Origin of the sequence: Enterobacter sp. GER_MD16_1505_Eko_090, assembly GCF_003331015.1 — a bacterium.
Classification (GTDB): Bacteria; Pseudomonadota; Gammaproteobacteria; order Enterobacterales; family Enterobacteriaceae; genus Enterobacter; species Enterobacter roggenkampii.
The window spans coordinates 57,221-71,249 of sequence record NZ_PUQF01000014.1 but is presented as its reverse complement, the minus strand read 5'-3'; the positions used below and the strand labels follow the sequence as shown (position 1 = coordinate 71,249).

Genomic DNA, 14,029 nt, shown 5'->3' with positions numbered 1-14,029 from the left:
TGTTAAAACGTTTCCCAGTTTGCTTCAGACGCCGCCGCTGCAGGCTGCGCTTTTGGCACATAGGTTTTTACCGGCGCCGCTTTGACCGCCTGGTTGCGGGTAATTTTGAACACCGCCACCGCTTCGTTCAGGCGTGCAGCCTGATCTTCCAGCGCCGCCGCCGCGGCCGCAGACTCCTCCACCAGTGAGGCGTTCTGCTGGGTCACGCGGTCCATCTCGGCTACCGCCTGGCCCACCTGGTCGATACCGCGGCTCTGCTCGTCAGAGGCCGAAGCAATTTCGCCCATAATGTCGGTGACGCGAGTAACCGCATTGACGATCTCAGCCATCGTCTCCCCGGCTTCGTTAACCAGCTGCGAGCCCGCGTTCACGCGTTCGCCGGAGTCATCGATCAGCGCTTTGATCTCTTTCGCCGCCTGAGCGCTGCGCTGCGCAAGGGTACGCACTTCCCCTGCCACCACCGCAAAACCACGGCCCTGCTCGCCCGCACGGGCCGCTTCCACCGCCGCGTTCAGCGCCAGAATATTCGTCTGGAAGGCAATCCCGTCGATCACGTTGGTTATTTGCGCGATTTTGCTGGAACTGGTGGCGATTTCGTCCATCGTCCGCACGACGCCTTCCACCACGTTACCGCCCTTCTTCGCCGTTGAGGAGGCATCCAGCGCCAGACGGGAAGCCTGACGCGCGTTATCGGCGTTCTGCTTCACGGTTGCCGTCAGTTGCTCCATGCTGGCTGCCGTCTCTTCCAGAGACGCGGCCTGCTGCTCGGTACGGGAAGAGAGATCGTTACTGCCTGCGGAGATTTCGCCTGCACCGGTGTAAATCGTATCTGCGCCTTCGCGCACCACGCCCACGGTGTTCGCCAGCGAAGTTTGCATCTCCTGCACGTTGCGCGCCAGGATGGCCATTTCATTTTTCCCGTCGGCCTGAATCGGTTGGGTGAGATCGCCTGCCGCAATGGCGCGAATATGGTTAATCACCTCTTCAAGAGGCAGCAGCAGCACGCGGCGCATCGCAATCCAGCTGGAGATAATCACCACGATCACCAGCAGCATGACCGCAGAGAGGATCCACAGGATGCGTTTGTAATCACTTTCGTTATCCTGAATGCCTTTATCCGTGAACGCGGCCTGCGCTTCACGCCATTCACGATAAACCGTCTGCATCGCATTCTGTTTTTGTTCGGCATTCTGCTTGAACATATCTTCCAGTTTGCCCTGGCTCAGCAGAACATTCATTTGCGTCAGCGTTGCAGAGTAAATGCGGTACTGCTCTTCGAGTTGGTTGGTCAGGTTCTCATCCAGGCCTGGCGTATTCGGCAAGGCATAGTATTTATCGTAATGAACCTGGGCTTCAGTCAGCAGATTTTTCGCCGTGGTCACCAGCTCATTCAGCTGACCGCCGTTAATTTGCGAGGCCATGCTGCTTTGCAGGCGCAGCATCCCGCGGTTCAGGGTGACGCGCGCCTGGTTCAGACTGATCCACGCATCGGTAAACTCCGCCACGTTCTTGCTGGAGAGCTGCGACACGGTAAAGTTGTCTTTATCGTTATTCAGGGCGTTGATAAAGATACCGGCGGAAATCACTTGCATGATGCCGAGCACAAGCAGCACCGAAATCAGAAGGGTAATGACTTTTATACGTTTAAACATGCGTTGCCTTTGTTATATGCAGGTTTGTCTGACGTGGATATATCGGCAGGTGCAGCGGGTTGTTTACTGTTTCTCCACCTTTAAAAAGTTTCGAAACCACTTTCCTGAACCCATTCAGAGAGTTAAATCGGATATTTTTTTGTGATCTGCATCTCACTTTTACCCGTCCCTCTAAAGGGTTATAGCGTCGTTTATAAGATGCATTTAATATGCACCTTATATTATTGATGATGAGGTAACTGCTATGGCCTTTCGCGACCAACCCCTGGGCGAGCTGGCGCTCTCCATTCCTCGCGCTTCTGCGCTTTTTCGCAAATACGATATGGACTACTGCTGCGGCGGTAAGCAAACCCTGGCACGGGCGGCCTTACGCAAAGAGCTGAACGTTGAGGTGATTGAAGCCGAGCTGGCGAAGCTGGCCGAGCAGCCCGTCGACAAAGACTGGCGAACCGCTCCGCTCGCGGAAATCATCGACCATATCATCGTGCGTTACCATGACCGTCACCGTGAACAGCTGCCTGAGCTGATCCTGCAGGCGACCAAAGTCGAGCGCGTTCATGCCGACAAACCTTCCGTACCGCGCGGTCTGGCGAAATACCTGACCCTGCTGCACGAAGAGCTTTCCAGCCACATGATGAAAGAAGAGCAGATCCTCTTCCCGATGATTAAACAGGGAATGGGAAGCCAGGCGATGGGGCCCATCAGCGTGATGGAAAGCGAGCATGATGACGCGGGCGAACTGCTGGAAGTGATCAAACACACCACCCACAACGTCACGCCGCCGCCAGAAGCGTGCACAACGTGGAAAGCGATGTACAACGGCATTAACGAGATGATTGACGACCTGATGGAACACATCAGCCTTGAGAACAACGTTCTGTTCCCGCGGGCATTAGCGGGGGAATAAAAAAGCCCGGTGGCGCTAGCGCTTACCGGGCCTGCAAGGTCCTCGAACGTAGGCCGGGTAAGCGTCAGCGCCACCCGGCAACATGCTTAACGCATGCCAGCCATCCGTTTCTTACCGATAAACATCCAGCCCAGCCCCAGCGCGATAAACCACAGCGGCGTGACGATCAGCGCCTGACGGGTATCATCTTCCAGCGTCAGCAGAACCAGCACGAAGACGAAGAACGCCATGCACACCCAGCACATCAGCTTGCCCAGCGGCATCTTGTAGATCGATTTTTCATGCAGGTGTGGGCGCTGTTTGCGGTACACCAGATAGGAACAGAGGATGATGGTCCAGACGAACATAAACAGGATCGCTGAGACCGTGGTAATCATGGTGAACGCGCCAATCACGCTTGGGTTTACGTAGAGCATCACCACGCCGCCCAGCAGGCACATGCAGGAGAAGGTCAGCCCTTTCGCAGGTACCGCACGCTTAGACAGCTTGGCGAACGCGCTCGGCGCCACACCTTCCTGCGCCAGACCAAACAGCATACGGCTGGTTGAGAACACGCCGCTGTTCGCGGAAGACGCCGCTGAGGTCAGCACCACGAAGTTAATCAGGCTCGCCGCCGCAGGCAGCCCCACCAGCACGAACAGCTCAACGAACGGGCTCTTGCTTGGCACCACCGAGCTCCACGGCGTCACGGACATAATGATGATCAGCGCGAAGACGTAGAACATGATGATACGCACCGGAATGGAGTTGATGGCGCGCGGGAGAGATTTCTCCGGATCTTTGGTTTCCGCAGCGGTCGTTCCGACAAGCTCAATCCCTACAAACGCGAACACCGCAATCTGGAAGCCAGCAAAGAAGCCGCTAATGCCTTTCGGGAACCAGCCTCCATCATTCCACAGATGGGTAAACGACGCCTGAACGCCGGTTGGTGACTGGAAGTGGGTGAGCACCATCACCAGGCCCACCACGATGAGCCCGACAATGGCCACGATTTTGATCATCGCGAACCAGAACTCCATCTCACCGAACATTTTAACGGTGGCGAGGTTCAGGCTCAGCAGCAGAACAATAACCGCCAGCGAGGCCACCCAGTCCGACAGCCCGGGGAACCAGAACTGCGCATAGGCGGTTATCGCCACGACGTCCGCCATACCGGTCACGACCCAGCAGAACCAGTAGGTCCAGCCGGTGAAATAGCCCGCCCATGGCCCGAGCAGGTCTGAAGCGAAGTCGCTGAAGGATTTGTATTCGAGGTTCGAGAGCAGCAGCTCACCCATTGCACGCATCACGAAGAACAGCATAAAACCGATAATCATATAAACGAATATGATTGACGGTCCGGCGAGACTGATGGTTTTGCCTGACCCCATAAACAGCCCGGTACCGATGGCACCCCCAATAGCAATGAGCTGAATATGACGGTTTGTGAGATTGCGCCGTAGCGACTGTTCAGACGACGCCTCTTCGTCGGCGACGACTTTGACCTGATCTACCATGTGATATTTTCCTGTTTATGCCTGTCTGTGTTGTTAAGGCTCTTCTGGCCTTTAAATACGTCAAAAAAATGACGTTCCCTTGTTAGGGCTAATCGATATTAGGTAAGAATCGGCGGGATGAATACTATGATTTAGATATTATGTTAATAATATGTTGAAAGTGAGTGTCATATCACTCATGCAGCGCGAAACAGCTCACAAAAATACACGCAACAGTTTCGTTTGCAAGATAAAATATTGATTCCGACTTAACTATAGGTTTTCACGCTATTTTCCCCTCCCCAAGCGGGGAGAGGAAATAAGAAAAGTCGATTACAGAATTTCCAGCAGCTCGACTTCAAAGACCAGAGTGCTGAATGGCGGGATGGACGCGCCAGCGCCGCGCTCGCCGTAAGCCAGGTTGTGCGGGATAGTCAGTTCCCATTTGGAACCGACTGGCATCAGGGTCAGCGCTTCGATCCAGCCTGCGATAACGCCATTCACCGGGAACTCAGCCGGTTCGCCGCGCGCGACGGAGCTGTCGAAGACGGTACCGTCGATCAGCTTACCGGTGTAGTGTACGCGAACGTGGTCGGTACGCGCCGGGATTGCGCCATCGCCCTGATTGATCACGCGGAACTGCAGACCAGACTCGGTGCTGTTCACGCCTTCACGCTCACGGTTCTCTTCCAGATATTTCACACCTTCGGCGGCCATCTCTTCAAAGCGCGCGCGACGCACGGCGTCAGCACGCTCGTGGATTTCACGCAGCGCACGGTGCACAACGTCAACCGGAACGGCAGGCTGTTTACCTTCCAGCGCGTCAGCGATACCCGCCACCAGCGCTTCAGGTAACAGACCTTCCAGGCCGGATTCGCTCAGCTGCTGTCCTACCTGCAAGCCGATACCGTAACTTGCCTGCGCTTCGATAGTGTCAAAAGTCGGGGTGGTCATGGGTTTTCCTTCCATCACATTTAAAGTAGCGGGCAGCATATCAGCCATGCCCTTATGGGTAAAACTTTGTCTGAAGTTAAGGTGACAAACCGCGACGAAACAGAAACAATAGAGAGAACCAGGATTAATCCCGAACTGATGTCACGGATGTCGGGTTTACTACGCCGTTCAGGCAGTTAGCAAACTATACTTCGGGGCACAGGATAAAAAATACGCGGAGCAGGAGGAGTGCCATGCCCGGGCGATTTGAACTGAAACCTACCCTGGCGAAAATCTGGCAGGCGCCGGACAATTTTCGCATCATGGATCCGCTGCCTCCTCTGCATCGCAGAGGGATCATCATTGGTGCGCTGATGGTGATTGTGGGCTTCCTGCTTCCTTCCGGTGGCGATGATGTTGATACTGCCCCCGTCACCCGCAATGCTCAGCTGGACCTTCAGTCGCAAACGCGACCCCAGCCCGACGCACAACCGATGCAGACGCAGCTCGTTACCCCGTCTAACGATCCGGGTCAGGTCGCGCCGGTTGAGCCAGAGCCGATTCAGGACGAACAGCCACAGGAACAGGCCGCCGCCCCGTCTCAGCCTCAGACCCAACAGCCCACCGGCATTGAGCAACAGTGGCGTTCCTATCGCGTAGAGCCGGGGAAAACGCTGGCGCAGCTGTTCCGTGACCACAACCTGCCGCCGACAGACGTGTATGCCATGGCGAAGGTGGAAGGCGCGGGTAAACCGCTCAGTAACCTGCAGAATGGCCAGATGGTGCAAATTCGCCAGAATGCCAGCGGGGTGGTGACAGGATTAACGATTGATACCGGAAATGGACAACAGGTGCTGTTTACCCGCCAGACAGACGGCAGCTTTATCAGGGTACGTTAAGGGCAGGGTTCTGTAAAAAGCAAAACGCCGGCACAAGGCCGGCGTTTCAACGTGAGCAGAGTAAAAAATTACTCAGCTACAACGTTAACAACCAGTTTAGCGAACACTTCGCTGTGAACCTGGAAGTCAACTTCGTGCTCACCAGTGGTACGCAGAACGCCGTTCGGCAGACGAACTTCGCTCTTAGCCACTTTAACGCCTGCTGCAGAAACTGCATCAGCGATATCGCGGGTACCGATGGAACCGAACAGTTTACCTTCGTCGCCAGCTTTGGACGCGATGGTAACGGTGCCCAGTGCGTTGATTGCTTCAGCGCGAGCGTTAGCAGCCGCCAGAACGTCAGCCAGTTTGGCTTCCAGTTCAGCGCGACGTGCTTCGAAAAACTCTACGTTTTTCTTGGTAGCTGGAACAGCTTTACCCTGTGGAACCAGGAAGTTACGAGCGTAACCCGCTTTAACGTTTACCTGATCACCCAGGCTGCCCAGGTTTGCTACTTTATCAAGCAGAATAACTTGCATTACCTTATCCTCTTAAAGTCGTATTAATGGACCGTGCCCGATTACTGATGACGATCAGTGTACGGCAGCAGGGACAGGTAGCGAGCGCGTTTGATAGCGCGAGCCAGCTGACGCTGATATTTTGCACGAGTACCGGTGATACGGCTTGGGACAATCTTACCGCTTTCGGTGATGTAGTTTTTCAGCGTTGCGATATCTTTATAGTCGATCTCTTGAACGCCTTCCGCGGTGAAACGGCAGAACTTGCGACGACGGAAATAACGTGCCATATGGCTAGTCTCCAGAATCTATCAAATCAATCTGCTCGGCATGCAGAACCATTTTGCTCAGACCGTTCTTTGCCTTGTGGCAAGAGATGAACCCCTGAACGATTACTGCACTACCGACCGTTAAACTGTGAGTAATGGCCTGGTTTTCGTGTCCGCTAATAATAACGGGCATTTGGCACCACGCCTGCCGGTGAAACCCGGCTTCCTCTTGCACAGAACGATGCTCAAGCACGAACTGGCAATGCGGAATTCCTGATGGACTGACCTTTCGAAGGGGAGCCCTGCATACGATGCCGGACAACGCCAGACGGTTGGTCATCAGAAATTACTCTTCAGAATCCCCAGCATCAGAATCATCTGCGGTTTCGTTTGCGAAATCATCGCGACGCTCACGGCGCTCGTCTTTCGCTTTAACCATCGGAGATGCTTCGGTCACTGCGTTTTTGGTACGCATAACCATGCTGCGGATAACGGCATCGTTGAAGCGGAAGTTAGTTTCCAGCTCATCGATCACTTCCTGCGGCGCTTCAACGTTCATCAGAACGTAGTGTGCTTTGTGCAGTTTGTTGATCGGATAAGCCAGCTGACGGCGGCCCCAGTCTTCCAGACGGTGGATCGTGCCCGCTGCTGCAGTGATTGCACCAGTGTAGCGCTCGATCATACCCGGAACCTGTTCGCTCTGGTCAGGATGGACCATAAAAACGATTTCGTAATGACGCATCGAATTGCTCCTTACGGATTATTCAGCCTCCTGTCTGGGTCAGCCGAGGCCCGGGGAGGCAAGGAACGTGTTAAAGGTCGGCTGAAAAATTGACGCGTCATAATACTTGCGCGCCCCTGGAAACTCAAGCTGATTGCACAAATAATTCGCACAAAGCGCGAAGCGGGTCTAAGTGGGTGATTTAAAATTACTCACATCCGTAAGCGGTGTTTTTTTGAACAACTGCATCAGAAATGGTCACGCATCCCCGCCGGAGGAATGATTACACTTTAATCAGAGATAACCGAAACAGAAGAAGGAGCATCCCCCCTCTCACAGCACGCAGTCGTGGAGCGCATATCATGAAAAAAATCGCATTAGCCATAATGGCGGCGCTTTTGCTCAGTGCAAACGCGATGGCAGCCATCAAGATAGACAGCCGACAGGCCAGAAACATGGATGATGTGCACAGCTTAGGCGTAATCTATATTAATCATAATTTCGCCACCGAAAGCGAAGCAGATCAGGCATTAAATGAAGAGACCGACGCCCAGGGCGCAACTTATTACCACGTGATGTTAATCCGTGAGCCCGGCAGCAACGGCAATATGCACGCCAGTGCAGATATTTACCGATAACGCCTTAACGCTAGCACCAGGAAAGCCAACAACGAGAACATAGCCATAGTTGACGTTGCCCCCTGCCCGGGGGCTTTTTTTGTGAATGGCTCCGGAATACCACCGGTTACAACTGTTTTTCGGTATTCCAGAGCACTTATTCACTTCTGCCCGTAATAGGCATTCGGGCCATGCTTGCGCATGAAATGCTTGTTCATCAGGTAATCATCAATGCCCTGAAGCTGTGGGTTAATGCCGCGGGCAATCCACGCCATACGTGCCACTTCCTCCATGACGACCGCATTATGGACGGCGTCGTGGGCATCTTTTCCCCAGGCGAACGGGCCGTGCTGATACACCACAATCCCCGGCGTATGCAGCGGCTCGCATTCTCCCAGCGTGTCGATAATCACCTTTCCGGTGTTGAGCTCGTACTCTCCTTCCACTTCATCCTGCGTTAATGCGCGCGTGCAGGGGATGTCGCCAAAGAAGTAGTCCGCATGTGTCGTGCCCAGCGCCGGAATCGCCAGCCCCGCCTGTGCCCAGGCGGTCGCGTGCGTGGAGTGAGTATGCACCACACCGCCAAGGGACGGATAACGCCGATACAGCGCCAGATGGGTCGCCGTGTCCGAAGAAGGACGCCATTTACCGTCAACAACGTTTCCTTCAAGATCGACCACCACCATATCGTCAGCGTTCATGGTGTCATATGCCACACCGCTCGGCTTAATCACGATCAGCCCCTGCTCGCGATCGATAGCGCTGACGTTACCCCAGGTGAAGGTGACCAGGCCATAGCGGGGCAGATCCATGTTGGCTTCAAAGACCTGCTGTTTAAGCTTAAGCATGTTCAGCCTCCAGTAATCCCGCGCGCGCCATACGCTCGCGCACCCAGTCCCGCGCCTTTGCTACTTCCGCAGCAGGGTTGTCCGACGTTTCGCTCCACATCTCAATCAGGTAAGGCCCGCAATAGCCTGTCTGCTTGAGCGTCTCGAAGCACCGTTCGAAATCCACCACCCCGGTGCCGAACGGTACGTTTTTAAACACGCCAGGACGGGTATCTTTGACGTGCACCGCCACGATATGCCCTATGCCTGCCTGCAGCTCCATCTGCACGTCGTTATCCCATGCCGACAGGTTGCCGATATCGGGATAAAGCTGGAACCACGGGTTGTTCAGATAGTGCGCGTAGCCCAGCGCCTTACTGATGGAGTTCATCAGCGGGTAATCCATGATCTCCATTGCCAGCGTGACCTGCGCACGGCTGGCCATCTCAACGCTCTCTTTCAGACCATCACGGAAACGACGGCGCGTTTCATCGTTGGCTTCCTGATAGTAAACGTCATAACCCGCCAGCTGGATCACGCGGATACCCACGTCCTGCGCAAAGCGGATGGCTTTACGCATGATCTCCAGCCCCTGCGCGCGCACGGCATCATCTTCGCTGCCGAGCGGAAAACGACGATGAGCGCTCAGGCACATGGACGGCACGCGCACGCCCGTTTCCGCGATGGCGCTTACCAGTGCCAGGCGCTGTTCGCGGCTCCAGTCGAGGCGAGCAAGACGCTCGTCCGTCTCATCCACCGACATTTCGACAAAATCGAAGCCCAGCTGCTTCGCCAGCTGTAACCGCTCCAGCCAGCACTCCCCCGCGGGGAGTGCCTTTTCATAGATGCCGAGCGGGACCTGTTTTGACAACATACCCGCTCCTTAGCCCCAAAGCTGAGCGATTGAGCGTTTGAACTGACGCGCCGCTTCCACCGGGGACGCCGCATCACGAATGCTGCGACCGGCAATAAAGACGTGAATCGGAATGCCCTTGAACAGCGGCAGATCTTCCAGCGCCAGACCGCCAGTGACGGTCACTTTGAAACCCATATCGGCCAGACGTTTGATGGCGCTGATATCCGCCTCGCCCCACGCCACACCTGCGGCCTGCGCATCACGGCTGCGGTGATATACCACCTGCTGAATGCCCGCGTCGCGCCACTCCTGGGCCTGCTCCCAGGTCCAGAAGCCGGTCAGCTCAATCTGCACGTCGCCGTTAAACTCTTTTGCCACGTCCAGCGCGCCTTTGGCGGTGTTGATATCCGCACAGCAGATCACGGTGACCCAGTCGGCGTTGGCTTCGAAGCACATGCGGGAGAGGATTTTGCCTGCGTCGGCGATTTTGGCATCCGCCAGCACGATTTTATGCGGATAGAGCGCTTTCAGGTCACGAACCGCACGAACGCCTTCGCCCACGCACAGAATGGTGCCCACTTCAATGATGTCCACTTCTTCCGCAATCAGGCGGGTGGTTTCGTAAGCGTGAGACAGCGTTTGGTTATCCAGCGCAACTTGCAACATGGGTAATGACATATTCAATTCCTCTTAAACGGCCGCCGCAGTGGCGTTATCAATTAAATCCAGCACGTCCTGCGCGGTGCGGCAGGCGCGTAAACGGTCAAAATTGGCTTCGTCATCAAACAGATTGACGATCTGCATGATGCCCACCTCCTGGTGGGTATTGGCATCGACAGCCGCCATAGTGATAAGGATGTCGACCGGGTCGTTATCTTCGTGGTTAAACACCAGCGGCGTTTTCAGCGTCACCAGCGCGAAGCCGGTTTTCTTGACGCCCTCTTCCGGGCGGCCATGCGGCATCGCCAGGCCTGGCGCAATCACAAAGTAAGGGCCATGCTGCGCTACGCCATCCAGAATAGCCTGGTAGTAACGAGGCTCGACAACGTCAGCCTTAACCAGCAGATCCACACTCAGCTTCACCGCTTCCTGCCAGGTACTGGCTTCGGCCTGTAAAAGGATGGAGTTATTCTCTGCCAGCGAATCACGTAGTTTCATATGGCGTCCTTACTTCACGTCTTGTGGGAAGTGTTCTTTGATCACTTCCAGCAGTTTTGGTCCGAAATCCGCAGGCGACAGCATGTTGCGTACGCCCACCACATATTTATTACCCGACACACTAATTTCGCCGGCGATATGAGTAGAGGCGATGATGATGTCCGCGCCGTTCAGCTCACTTTTGTATTCACCCACTGCGCAGCTGTTCACCGTGTGGTCGATGTTGGACTGGGTTAAAAACTGGTCCACTTTCATCTTCATGATCATGGAGCTGCCTTGCCCATTACCACACACAGCCAGGATACGTACGGTCATAATCGAAACTCCTTAATGAGCAGACACTTCTGCTGTTTGTTTTTCCGCATCTTCTTCAGCTCGCAGCGAACGGCCAGCGAAGAACATATAAGCCAGAGCAATCAGGATGATGATGGCCATAAAGATCAGTCCGATGGAGGCAAAACCCTGCATCATCGGCGGTGCCAGAATTGACCAGTCCGCCATGCCCATCCAGGCGCTCATACCGGTGAGCTTGACCGCCCACACGCAGCCAAAGATTTCAACCATGCCCATTACCAGGCAGATCTTGAGCGCCGCGCGCCAGCCGCCGAAGTGGTTAGCGAATACGCCGATGGTGGCGTTGGAGAAGAACATCGGGATAAAGCCCGGAATAATCAGGATTGAGGAGCCGCAGCCGACCAGGATACCCACCGCAATCAGCTGGCCGATGGTGCCCCACATAAATCCCCAGACCACCGCGTTTGGCGCGAAGCTATAGATAGCGGCACAGTCGATGGCCAGTACCGCGCCAGGAATCAGGCGCTGAGAGATACCGTTGAAAGCTTCAGACAGTTCGGCGACGAACATACGCACGCCCTGAGTAATGATGAAAATAGCCACGGCGAAAGAGAAACCGGTCTGCAGGATGTAAACCGTCCAGTGGGTTTTCCCCGCCATCGCCTGCACCACATCAATACCGAAGGAGAGCAGAATGGCGCCGAAGAAGAGGGTCATCACAATCGCGGTCGAAACGATGTTGTCATGGAAGATATTCAGCCAGCCAGGCAGCTTAAGGTCTTCAACACTCTCTTCTTTTTTACCCAGGTACGGCGCAACTTTATAAGCAATCCAGGCAGCAAACTGTTGCTGGTGACCGATGGAAAAACCGCAACCGTCGGTCACTATCTGGGTTGGCTTGTACATCATGTTGGAGGTGATACCCCAGTAGAGCGAGACCAGCACCGCGGTGCAGATAATCGTGGTCCACATTGGGTAACCGAAGATATAGAGAGAAACCGCAATCAGCCCCGCCTGCTGGAACATAATGTGCCCAGTTAGCATGATGGTGCGAATACCGGTAATGCGGCGCAGCAGAACATAGATAATGTTCAGCGCCAGCGCGAGCAGAACGGCGTAACCTACCCAGCTATAGGCATCGCCCATACGATCGATGGTCGCCATCATTGAGGCGTAGGTATCAGAGATAGCCCCATTAATGCCATACACTTCCGACATTTTGGCAACGACTGGCTTAAACGTGCTGGTCAGTATGCCCGACCCCGCCTGCAACAACATGAAACCGATAATGGTTTTGATGGTGCCTTTAATAATCACGCTGACGCTTTTACGCAGCAGGATATATCCCAGGCACGTCACGATACCCAGCAACAGCGGGGCGTTGGTCATTACCTGATTAAAGAAAACGGTAAAGACGTTGTAGAGGATCTCCATAACTCTCTCCAGAAATGAGAACACGAGGGGCAATCCCTGTGCGGTTGGTGCCATCACTCTATTAATCACAAATAATCACCACAAGATTGAATTTGATTATTTGTGACGCATCACGCAATTTATTTCCCTTCAGTTAGTAATGATTTTCACTACCGCACAAATGAAATAAATTAGTCCTTATAATTCATGAAATTAATGTTTATTACGCGATAATCTAACAAGTAACAAGCAGAGAGTCTGTGACGTTGAGCAGATAAAATTCCGCATTTTCGCTATTGCAAAGCGCGTAAAATGGTGCCAGCATTAATCACAACAAATCACGATGTGATTACTTTTGATTAAAACCAGGAGTCAAAACGATGAGTAAAGTGAAAACCATCACCCGTGAATCATGGATTCTGAGCACCTTTCCGGAGTGGGGTAGCTGGCTGAACGAAGAAATCGAGCAGGAACAGGTTGCTCCTGGCACGTTTGCAATGTGGTGGCTGGGCTGCACCGGGATCTGGCTGAAATCAGAAGGTGGCGCCAATATCTGCGTCGATTTCTGGTGCGGCACCGGCAAACAGAGCCACGGTAACCCGCTGATGAAAAAAGGCCACCAGATGCAGCGTATGGCCGGCGTTGAAAAACTCCAGCCGAACCTGCGTACTACACCGTTTGTGCTTGATCCTTTTGCCATTCGTCAGATCGATGCCGTGCTCTCTACCCACGATCACAACGACCATATTGATGTAAACGTGGCGGCAGCGGTGATGCAAAACTGCGCGGACGATGTGCCGTTTATCGGGCCGCAGACCTGCGTGGATCTCTGGATTGGCTGGGGTGTGCCGAAAGAGCGCTGCATCGTGATGAAACCGGGCGACGTGGTGAAAATCAAAGACATTGAAATCCATGCTCTTGATGCCTTTGACCGTACCGCTCTGATTACGCTGCCGGCCGATCAAAAAGCGGCAGGTGTACTGCCAGACGGCATGGACGAGCGCGCGGTGAACTACCTGTTCAAAACGCCGGGCGGCTCCCTGTATCACAGCGGTGACTCCCACTACTCCAACTACTACGCTAAGCACGGTAACGAGCATCAGATTGACGTGGCCCTGGGCTCCTACGGCGAGAACCCGCGCGGTATTACGGATAAAATGACCAGCGCCGACATGCTGCGCATGGCGGAAGCGCTGAACACCAAAGTCGTTATTCCGTTCCACCACGATATCTGGTCAAACTTCCAGGCCGATCCGCAGGAAATTCGCGTGTTGTGGGAGATGAAAAAAGACCGCCTGAAGTACGGCTTCAAGCCATTTATCTGGCAGGTAGGCGGCAAGTTCACCTGGCCGCTGGACAAAGACAATCTTGAGTACCACTACCCGCGTGGTTTCGATGATTGCTTCACCATTGAGCCTGACCTGCCGTTTAAGTCCTTCCTCTGATTCCGAGGCCACATCGCCAGACTTGTGTCTGGCGATTTCATATTTATTTTAGTAATTTCACGCTAT

At 54.3% G+C, this 14,029-nt stretch carries 17 protein-coding genes; 4 read left to right on the top strand and 13 right to left on the bottom strand.

Translation table 11 applies throughout. The features are described 5' to 3' along the window. Positions 1 to 2 precede the first annotated feature (2 nt). Positions 3 to 1,652: a methyl-accepting chemotaxis protein gene (locus C6A40_RS16600; RefSeq protein WP_045335504.1), complete on the bottom strand. Its 1,650-nt coding sequence runs from the start codon at positions 1,650 to 1,652 to the stop codon at positions 3 to 5. A 244-nt stretch (positions 1,653 to 1,896) separates the two neighbouring features. Between C6A40_RS16600 and ytfE the strand changes: the two genes are divergently transcribed. Next, entirely contained in the window at positions 1,897 to 2,559 is a 663-nt protein-coding gene (ytfE, locus tag C6A40_RS16595) for an iron-sulfur cluster repair protein YtfE (RefSeq protein WP_008502890.1), read from the top strand. Between the two features lie 86 nt (positions 2,560 to 2,645). Here the strand turns inward: ytfE and cycA are convergent, their stop codons facing one another. Continuing rightward, positions 2,646 to 4,055, bottom strand: coding sequence for a D-serine/D-alanine/glycine transporter (gene cycA, locus C6A40_RS16590; RefSeq protein ID WP_008502891.1), 1,410 nt, complete (start codon positions 4,053 to 4,055; stop codon positions 2,646 to 2,648). Between the two features lie 312 nt (positions 4,056 to 4,367). Then, positions 4,368 to 4,988, bottom strand: a complete 621-nt coding sequence (fklB, locus tag C6A40_RS16585; RefSeq protein WP_008502892.1) for an FKBP-type peptidyl-prolyl cis-trans isomerase — start codon at positions 4,986 to 4,988, stop codon at positions 4,368 to 4,370. 233 nt (positions 4,989 to 5,221) lie between these two features. On the opposite strand from fklB, the gene C6A40_RS16580 reads away from it, so the two are divergent. Continuing rightward, complete coding sequence (locus C6A40_RS16580; RefSeq protein ID WP_008502893.1) at positions 5,222 to 5,866, top strand: OapA family protein; 645 nt, start codon at positions 5,222 to 5,224, stop codon at positions 5,864 to 5,866. Between the two features lie 68 nt (positions 5,867 to 5,934). Here C6A40_RS16580 and rplI read toward each other — a convergent pair whose 3' ends face one another. From rplI to rpsF, 4 genes are read right to left on the bottom strand one after another with little or no spacing between them, the layout of a single operon-like run. Next, positions 5,935 to 6,384 carry a 50S ribosomal protein L9 gene (gene rplI / locus C6A40_RS16575; protein WP_008502894.1) on the bottom strand — a complete coding sequence of 150 codons (450 nt, stop codon included), beginning with the start codon at positions 6,382 to 6,384 and terminating at the stop codon, positions 5,935 to 5,937. 41 nt (positions 6,385 to 6,425) lie between these two features. Then, positions 6,426 to 6,653, bottom strand: coding sequence for a 30S ribosomal protein S18 (gene rpsR / locus C6A40_RS16570; protein ID WP_000135199.1), 228 nt, complete (start codon positions 6,651 to 6,653; stop codon positions 6,426 to 6,428). A 4-nt stretch (positions 6,654 to 6,657) separates the two neighbouring features. After that, entirely contained in the window at positions 6,658 to 6,972 is a 315-nt protein-coding gene (priB, locus tag C6A40_RS16565) for a primosomal replication protein N (RefSeq protein ID WP_008502895.1), read from the bottom strand. Positions 6,973 to 6,978: 6 nt separating this feature from the next. Next, positions 6,979 to 7,374, bottom strand: coding sequence for a 30S ribosomal protein S6 (gene rpsF, locus C6A40_RS16560; RefSeq protein WP_008502896.1), 396 nt, complete (start codon positions 7,372 to 7,374; stop codon positions 6,979 to 6,981). Positions 7,375 to 7,715: 341 nt separating this feature from the next. Here rpsF and yjfY point away from each other — a divergent pair, with 341 nt between their 5' ends. Then, positions 7,716 to 7,991 (top strand): DUF1471 family protein YjfY, encoded by a 276-nt coding sequence (gene yjfY / locus C6A40_RS16555; protein WP_008502898.1) that lies wholly within the window; start codon positions 7,716 to 7,718, stop codon positions 7,989 to 7,991. A gap of 140 nt (positions 7,992 to 8,131) precedes the next feature. Here yjfY and C6A40_RS16550 read toward each other — a convergent pair whose 3' ends face one another. The 6 genes from C6A40_RS16550 to ulaA are packed head-to-tail and all read right to left on the bottom strand — an operon-like array spanning position 8,132 to position 12,539. Beyond that, complete coding sequence (locus tag C6A40_RS16550; protein ID WP_045335503.1) at positions 8,132 to 8,818, bottom strand: L-ribulose-5-phosphate 4-epimerase; 687 nt, start codon at positions 8,816 to 8,818, stop codon at positions 8,132 to 8,134. Next, complete coding sequence (locus C6A40_RS16545; protein WP_008502900.1) at positions 8,811 to 9,671, bottom strand: L-ribulose-5-phosphate 3-epimerase; 861 nt, start codon at positions 9,669 to 9,671, stop codon at positions 8,811 to 8,813. Before C6A40_RS16545 ends, C6A40_RS16550 begins: the two co-directional genes overlap by 8 nt. Positions 9,672 to 9,680: 9 nt before the next feature. Next, positions 9,681 to 10,331 (bottom strand): 3-keto-L-gulonate-6-phosphate decarboxylase UlaD, encoded by a 651-nt coding sequence (ulaD, locus tag C6A40_RS16540; protein WP_008502901.1) that lies wholly within the window; start codon positions 10,329 to 10,331, stop codon positions 9,681 to 9,683. 12 nt (positions 10,332 to 10,343) lie between these two features. Further along, entirely contained in the window at positions 10,344 to 10,811 is a 468-nt protein-coding gene (gene ulaC, locus C6A40_RS16535) for a PTS ascorbate transporter subunit IIA (RefSeq protein ID WP_003856024.1), read from the bottom strand. A gap of 9 nt (positions 10,812 to 10,820) precedes the next feature. Further along, on the bottom strand, positions 10,821 to 11,126 hold the full coding sequence (ulaB, locus tag C6A40_RS16530; protein WP_003856022.1) for a PTS ascorbate transporter subunit IIB: 306 nt from the start codon (positions 11,124 to 11,126) through the stop codon (positions 10,821 to 10,823). 12 nt (positions 11,127 to 11,138) lie between these two features. After that, positions 11,139 to 12,539, bottom strand: a complete 1,401-nt coding sequence (gene ulaA, locus C6A40_RS16525) for a PTS ascorbate transporter subunit IIC (protein WP_021240705.1) — start codon at positions 12,537 to 12,539, stop codon at positions 11,139 to 11,141. Positions 12,540 to 12,898: 359 nt separating this feature from the next. Between ulaA and ulaG the strand changes: the two genes are divergently transcribed. After that, complete coding sequence (gene ulaG, locus C6A40_RS16520) at positions 12,899 to 13,963, top strand: L-ascorbate 6-phosphate lactonase (RefSeq protein WP_006810379.1); 1,065 nt, start codon at positions 12,899 to 12,901, stop codon at positions 13,961 to 13,963. Positions 13,964 to 14,029 lie beyond the last annotated feature (66 nt).

What these genes read in the sequence shown, in the direction of transcription:
- cycA (WP_008502891.1), bottom strand. Translation starts at nt 4,055, where the DNA reads ATGGTAGATCAGGTCAAAGTCGTCGCCGACGAAGAGGCGTCGTCTGAA.
- rplI (WP_008502894.1), bottom strand. Translation starts at nt 6,384, where the DNA reads ATGCAAGTTATTCTGCTTGATAAAGTAGCAAACCTGGGCAGCCTGGGT.
- fklB (WP_008502892.1), bottom strand. Translation starts at nt 4,988, where the DNA reads ATGACCACCCCGACTTTTGACACTATCGAAGCGCAGGCAAGTTACGGT.
- C6A40_RS16600 (WP_045335504.1), bottom strand. Translation starts at nt 1,652, where the DNA reads ATGTTTAAACGTATAAAAGTCATTACCCTTCTGATTTCGGTGCTGCTT.
- ulaD (WP_008502901.1), bottom strand. Translation starts at nt 10,331, where the DNA reads ATGTCATTACCCATGTTGCAAGTTGCGCTGGATAACCAAACGCTGTCT.
- C6A40_RS16550 (WP_045335503.1), bottom strand. Translation starts at nt 8,818, where the DNA reads ATGCTTAAGCTTAAACAGCAGGTCTTTGAAGCCAACATGGATCTGCCC.
- ulaC (WP_003856024.1), bottom strand. Translation starts at nt 10,811, where the DNA reads ATGAAACTACGTGATTCGCTGGCAGAGAATAACTCCATCCTTTTACAG.
- ulaA (WP_021240705.1), bottom strand. Translation starts at nt 12,539, where the DNA reads ATGGAGATCCTCTACAACGTCTTTACCGTTTTCTTTAATCAGGTAATG.
- yjfY (WP_008502898.1), top strand. Translation starts at nt 7,716, where the DNA reads ATGAAAAAAATCGCATTAGCCATAATGGCGGCGCTTTTGCTCAGTGCA.
- priB (WP_008502895.1), bottom strand. Translation starts at nt 6,972, where the DNA reads ATGACCAACCGTCTGGCGTTGTCCGGCATCGTATGCAGGGCTCCCCTT.
- rpsF (WP_008502896.1), bottom strand. Translation starts at nt 7,374, where the DNA reads ATGCGTCATTACGAAATCGTTTTTATGGTCCATCCTGACCAGAGCGAA.
- ulaG (WP_006810379.1), top strand. Translation starts at nt 12,899, where the DNA reads ATGAGTAAAGTGAAAACCATCACCCGTGAATCATGGATTCTGAGCACC.
- C6A40_RS16580 (WP_008502893.1), top strand. Translation starts at nt 5,222, where the DNA reads ATGCCCGGGCGATTTGAACTGAAACCTACCCTGGCGAAAATCTGGCAG.
- rpsR (WP_000135199.1), bottom strand. Translation starts at nt 6,653, where the DNA reads ATGGCACGTTATTTCCGTCGTCGCAAGTTCTGCCGTTTCACCGCGGAA.
- ytfE (WP_008502890.1), top strand. Translation starts at nt 1,897, where the DNA reads ATGGCCTTTCGCGACCAACCCCTGGGCGAGCTGGCGCTCTCCATTCCT.
- ulaB (WP_003856022.1), bottom strand. Translation starts at nt 11,126, where the DNA reads ATGACCGTACGTATCCTGGCTGTGTGTGGTAATGGGCAAGGCAGCTCC.
- C6A40_RS16545 (WP_008502900.1), bottom strand. Translation starts at nt 9,671, where the DNA reads ATGTTGTCAAAACAGGTCCCGCTCGGCATCTATGAAAAGGCACTCCCC.